A 4341-nucleotide genomic window follows, 5' to 3' on the forward strand; every position below is an offset into this window, starting at 1 on the left:
TCGCCGTTGCCGCCGCGGCCCTCCTCGGCTTCAGCTACCAGGGGATGGTCGTCTTCATGCCGCTCTTCTTCGGCGAAAACCTGCACCTGCCCGGGATGAGCGGGGAGGTGCTGGGGAACCTGGCCGCGGGGGTGATGCTCCTGGGCGGGGTGTTCGGCCAGTTCTCCGGGGGCGTCCTCGCGGAGAGGAAGAAACCGCTGCGCTCGGCGACCTGGCTGTCGGCGGCGGCGTGCGTCGCGGCGCTCGGCGGGCGATTCGCCGGGGGGTGGTGGACCCTGGCCATCTCGGTCGGCATGGCGGCGGCGGTCTTTTCCACCCAGCCCATCACCAACAGCATCGTCGGACGGCTCATGCCCGCCCGCCACCGCGGGAAGGGCTACGGCCTGGCCAGCGCCGTCAACTTCGGCTTCGGCTCCCTGGCCGGGTCCGTCGGGGGCTGGGTATCGGAGAAGACCGGCCTGGAAAACGTGTTCCTCCTCTTGGCCGCGACCTCGCTCCTGGCGGCGGTGGCGATGCTCCTCTTGCGGAAGGCCGGCGGCGACGAGGTCGCCCGGCCCCGCGGGGCCTGAGTAAGAGTAGCGGCCCTCAGAGGGGCCGCCCTACGTCATCGCAATCGCGGGGCGAGGGCCGTTGCATGTCCCCTCTCCCTTCTAGGGAGAGGCGCGCCTACGGGTTAGGGTGAGGGTCGAGGCTGGGAGCGTAAAGCGGCCCCCCTCTCCCCGTGGGAGAGGGGATGGGGGTGAGGGCTGGGGAGGGGGGTGTAGCGGCCCCCTCCCCCCTTTGGGGGGAGGGCCGGGGTGAGGGGTTCCGTATACCCCCTCTCCCTTCCAGGAAGCGGCGCGCCGACGGGTTAGGGTGAGGGTCGAATGTAAGAGCGGCGGCCCGCAGAGGGGCCGCCCTACGTCATCGCATTTTGCTGTGCGAGGACCATCTTGCATGAAAAGCGGTGGGGATTCGAATCCCGACCGTGTATAATTACTAAGGAATCATTTCCGTGCAATCGCGTATTAAAAGGTAAATCCCTCCCCCCACACCCGACCCGACCCCTCCCGAATCCGCCAGAAGGACGGTCCCGTGCCCTGAGCGCTTTTTCCTTTCGCCCCGACGGTTGACGAGACGAATTTGACGAGGCGAAGCGACGGAGGAGGCGCCATGCGACACGGGACGTTTTTCGTACTCCCGACCGCCCTCTTTTTGCTGGGCGTCGGCTGCCTGAGCCTGCCGACCACCACCCCCGAAGAGCCCCCCGCCCCCGACACGCCCCTCGGCCTGGTTAAAACCTTCGAGTGGTGCTACGACCACCAGGACGAGGCGCTTTACGCGAAAATCCTGGACCCCGGCTTCACCTACATCCTCGACCGGGACCACGGCGGATTCGAAGAGCACCGGTCGTGGGGCCGCGACGAGGAGCTGGCCCGGTTCACCGACTTCTGCGCCGCCTGCGGCGAAGGTAATATAAACCTGACTCTGGACTTGAGCGAAAGCACAGACACCGAGCCCGGCCCCGGGTATGAGGAATGGTTGATACCCGACGTGGACTACACCCTCCGCGTCGTCACCGAGGACAAGACCTACCTCGCGGAAGGCCGCGCCGATTTCCTCATGCTAAAAAGCGACGGTGACGGATCCCGCTGGCGCCTCTCGGAGCTCTCCGGCTTCGAGCGCCCCGACCTGCCCTAAAGGAGACCCCATGCCCCGAGCGTTACCCCTTCGCGCATATCGAAAAAGTGAACCGAAGGAGGCGCCATGAAACGCCGACCGGGCCGAACCCTACCGCTTTTTTTCTCCCAGGTCTCCCTCTTGAGCATATTCAGCATCTGTGAAATCCCCGGGAACCCCAAGCCCAACCCCCCGCCCGAGCCGACCAGCCCCGCGGGCGTCGTCCGGGGCATCGAGTGGGCCTACAACCAGCAGGACATCAACTACTACAAGGACATGCTCGATCCGGACTTCACCTTCTACTTCGACCCCCGGGACATCCAGGACCAAGGCGCGCCCACCTCCTGGGGCTACGACGATGAGCTGGAAGCCACGCAGAACCTCTTCGATTCCGTGGACGACGGGGCCATCACGCTCACCATGGAGCTCGGGGACCAGCGGGAGCCGGGGCCGGGCGACGAGGTGTGGGACTTGAACGGCGTGGACTACCTCCTGGTCGTGGTCACCTGGGACGTCACGTACCGGGCCCAAGGGTTCGCCAACTTCCGCACGCGCTCCGACGGCCTCTGGCGGGGACAGCCGCGGTGGTGGCTCTGGAAGTGGTGGGACATCGCCGGCTAGACCGATGACGCGCGATACAAGAAAAGACGGCCCGCGGGCCGTCTTTTTTTTATCAGGAAGATCAACCGTTTTTTATATCCCACCACTTGGTGAGCCACCAGCGCATCAGACCGATGTTGTCGGCGAATTTCGACAGCTTGAAATTGGCCTGTTCATCTGCCTGATAGATTATATCCTTTTCCGTTTCGACCACGCGGAGGCTGTAGGCCACGTTGTAGATATCGAACGTGGTTTCGTAGGGGCCGGGCTCGGTGTTACCACTGTCGCTGAAGTCCAGCGACAGGTCAATGTTCGCGGCGCCCACGGCGACGAAGAGGTTCTGCGTGGCATCAATTTCCTGTTTGTAGAGCCAGGAGGAGGGGATATCCAAATCGCCGCCCACGTCCGACGGATCGAAGTAGAAGACGAAGTTGTCCTCGTCCAAAAGAATCGAGTATTTGGGTCCGTCCGCGTTGTTGTAGCACCACTGGATGTCCTCGATGACGGCCCTGGGCGAGAGCGGTTCCTGCCAGTCGCCCTGGTCATCACCATTGCCGTTCGGCGGGATACTGAAAAGATCGCAGCCGAGGCCGGCGAAAAGGACGAGGATGACCGCTGGGATGATGGCTTTGCGCATTGGTGTCCTCCGGTGACCGGCGGCTTTTCCGGTCCGTGACCAAAACCCGTCGCGGAGGCGTTCGCCCCCCGGGGCCCTTCGCTTACGTCCGGGGGAGGGTCGGGGTTCCCGGCTCGACCGGGCGTGGGAACCCGCGGATCGCGTCCGAATCGCCCCTTGAGTCCGTGGGGAGTCGTCGTTCCCGGCTCGACCGCATCGCCCCCGCATTAAGACAATATAGCAGTGAAACGGAGAAGTGTCAAGATTTACGCGCCAGGACGAAGTCCGCCAACTGCGAAAGGACGGCGGTGCCGCGCCGGAAGACCCCCAGGGAACCCTTGGCGGTGGCGATCAGCTCCCCGGCCACGGTCCGGCTCGTCTCCAGGCCGAAGAGGTGGACGAAGGTGGGCTTGTCCGCGTCCTTGCCCACGTCCTTGCCCAGCTCCTCCGCGGTGGCGGTGACGTCCAGGATGTCGTCCACGATCTGGAAGGCGAGGCCCAGGTTCTTGGCGTAGGCTTCCAGGGCCTGGATCTCGGGCTCCGAGGCCCCGGCGGCCAGGGCCCCCATGCGGGCGGTGGCGGTGAATAGGGCGCCGGTCTTGCGGGCGTGGACGAACTCCATCTCGTCCATGGAGAGCCGCCGGCCCAACGAGTCCAGATCCAACTGCTGTCCGGCTATCATCCCGTCCAGGCCCACGGCGCGGGCCAGCTCGGCGGCCATGTCGCGGGCCAGGAAATCGCGCCGGATGCCGGGGCAGCGCGCGATGAGCTCGAAAGCGGCCATGAGCTCGCCCACCGCGGCCAGCACCGCCGTCGCCTCGTCGTAGAGCACGTGGAGGGTGGGTCGTCCGCGCCGCAGCCGGGCATCGTCCATGCAGGGCAGGTCGTCGAGAACCAGGCCGGCGGTGTGCACCAGCTCCACGGCGCAGGCCGCGTCGAGGAAGGGCTCGGGCCTGGCGCCGCACACCTCGCAGGCGGCGAAGAAGAGGACGGGGCGCAGCCGCTTGCCGCCCGCCTCCACCGTATGCCCCAAAGCGGCGTGAGGCTTGGCGCACCGGGGATCGTCGGCGTCCGCCAGCGATCTCAGCCGGGCGTCCACCAGCCCCTTCACCCGCGCCGCGTAGGATTCGAGCTCACCCACCCGACCCCCCGTCGTTGGGAGGCGGATTGGGTTCCCGCCCCGCGCTCCGGCGCAGCCTATCGCCGCACCGGTCCAGGTACTCCGCGAGCGCCTCGTCCCAGGGCCGCATCACCACGCCCAAGCCTTCGGCGGCGGAGCGGTCCAGCTCGACCCTGGCCGGGCGGGGCGCCGGGGTCGCGGACTCCTTCGCGCTTACCGGAACGACCTCGACGTCGAGCCCCAGGCCCTCCACCAGACGCAGGGCGTAGTCGTGCCAGGTGACCGACCCCGCGTTGGTCAGGTGAAAGACGCCGGAGTCGGCCTTTCCGACTAGGGCGACGACGGC

6 protein-coding genes are annotated in these 4341 nt (G+C 66.4%); 3 read left to right on the forward strand and 3 right to left on the reverse strand.

The genetic code is table 11. From position 1 onward, the window contains the following. The 3 genes from NTW26_08580 to NTW26_08590 all read left to right on the forward strand — a co-directional run. The coding region (locus NTW26_08580) for an MFS transporter (protein ID MCX7022307.1) at nucleotides 1-569 on the forward strand (569 nt) is incomplete at its 5' end. 583 nt (nucleotides 570-1152) lie between these two features. Beyond that, the gene (locus tag NTW26_08585) at nucleotides 1153-1680 is read left to right on the forward strand and encodes a hypothetical protein (GenBank protein ID MCX7022308.1); all 528 of its coding nucleotides are present in this window, start codon (nucleotides 1153-1155) and stop codon (nucleotides 1678-1680) included. Nucleotides 1681-1746: 66 nt separating this feature from the next. Further along, on the forward strand, nucleotides 1747-2280 hold the full coding sequence (locus tag NTW26_08590; GenBank protein ID MCX7022309.1) for a hypothetical protein: 534 nt from the start codon (nucleotides 1747-1749) through the stop codon (nucleotides 2278-2280). Nucleotides 2281-2341: 61 nt separating this feature from the next. Here the strand turns inward: NTW26_08590 and NTW26_08595 are convergent, their stop codons facing one another. From NTW26_08595 to NTW26_08605, 3 genes are all read right to left on the reverse strand, one after another. Then, nucleotides 2342-2896, reverse strand: a complete 555-nt coding sequence (locus tag NTW26_08595; protein MCX7022310.1) for a hypothetical protein — start codon at nucleotides 2894-2896, stop codon at nucleotides 2342-2344. A gap of 238 nt (nucleotides 2897-3134) precedes the next feature. Next, nucleotides 3135-4016 carry a polyprenyl synthetase family protein gene (locus tag NTW26_08600; GenBank protein ID MCX7022311.1) on the reverse strand — a complete coding sequence of 294 codons (882 nt, stop codon included), beginning with the start codon at nucleotides 4014-4016 and terminating at the stop codon, nucleotides 3135-3137. Continuing rightward, on the reverse strand, nucleotides 4009-4341 hold a 333-nt coding region (locus NTW26_08605), incomplete at its 5' end, for a sugar nucleotide-binding protein (GenBank protein ID MCX7022312.1). The genes NTW26_08605 and NTW26_08600, both read right to left, overlap by 8 nt.

It is taken from the genome of bacterium (assembly GCA_026398675.1).
Classification (GTDB): Bacteria; RBG-13-66-14; RBG-13-66-14; order RBG-13-66-14; family RBG-13-66-14; genus RBG-13-66-14.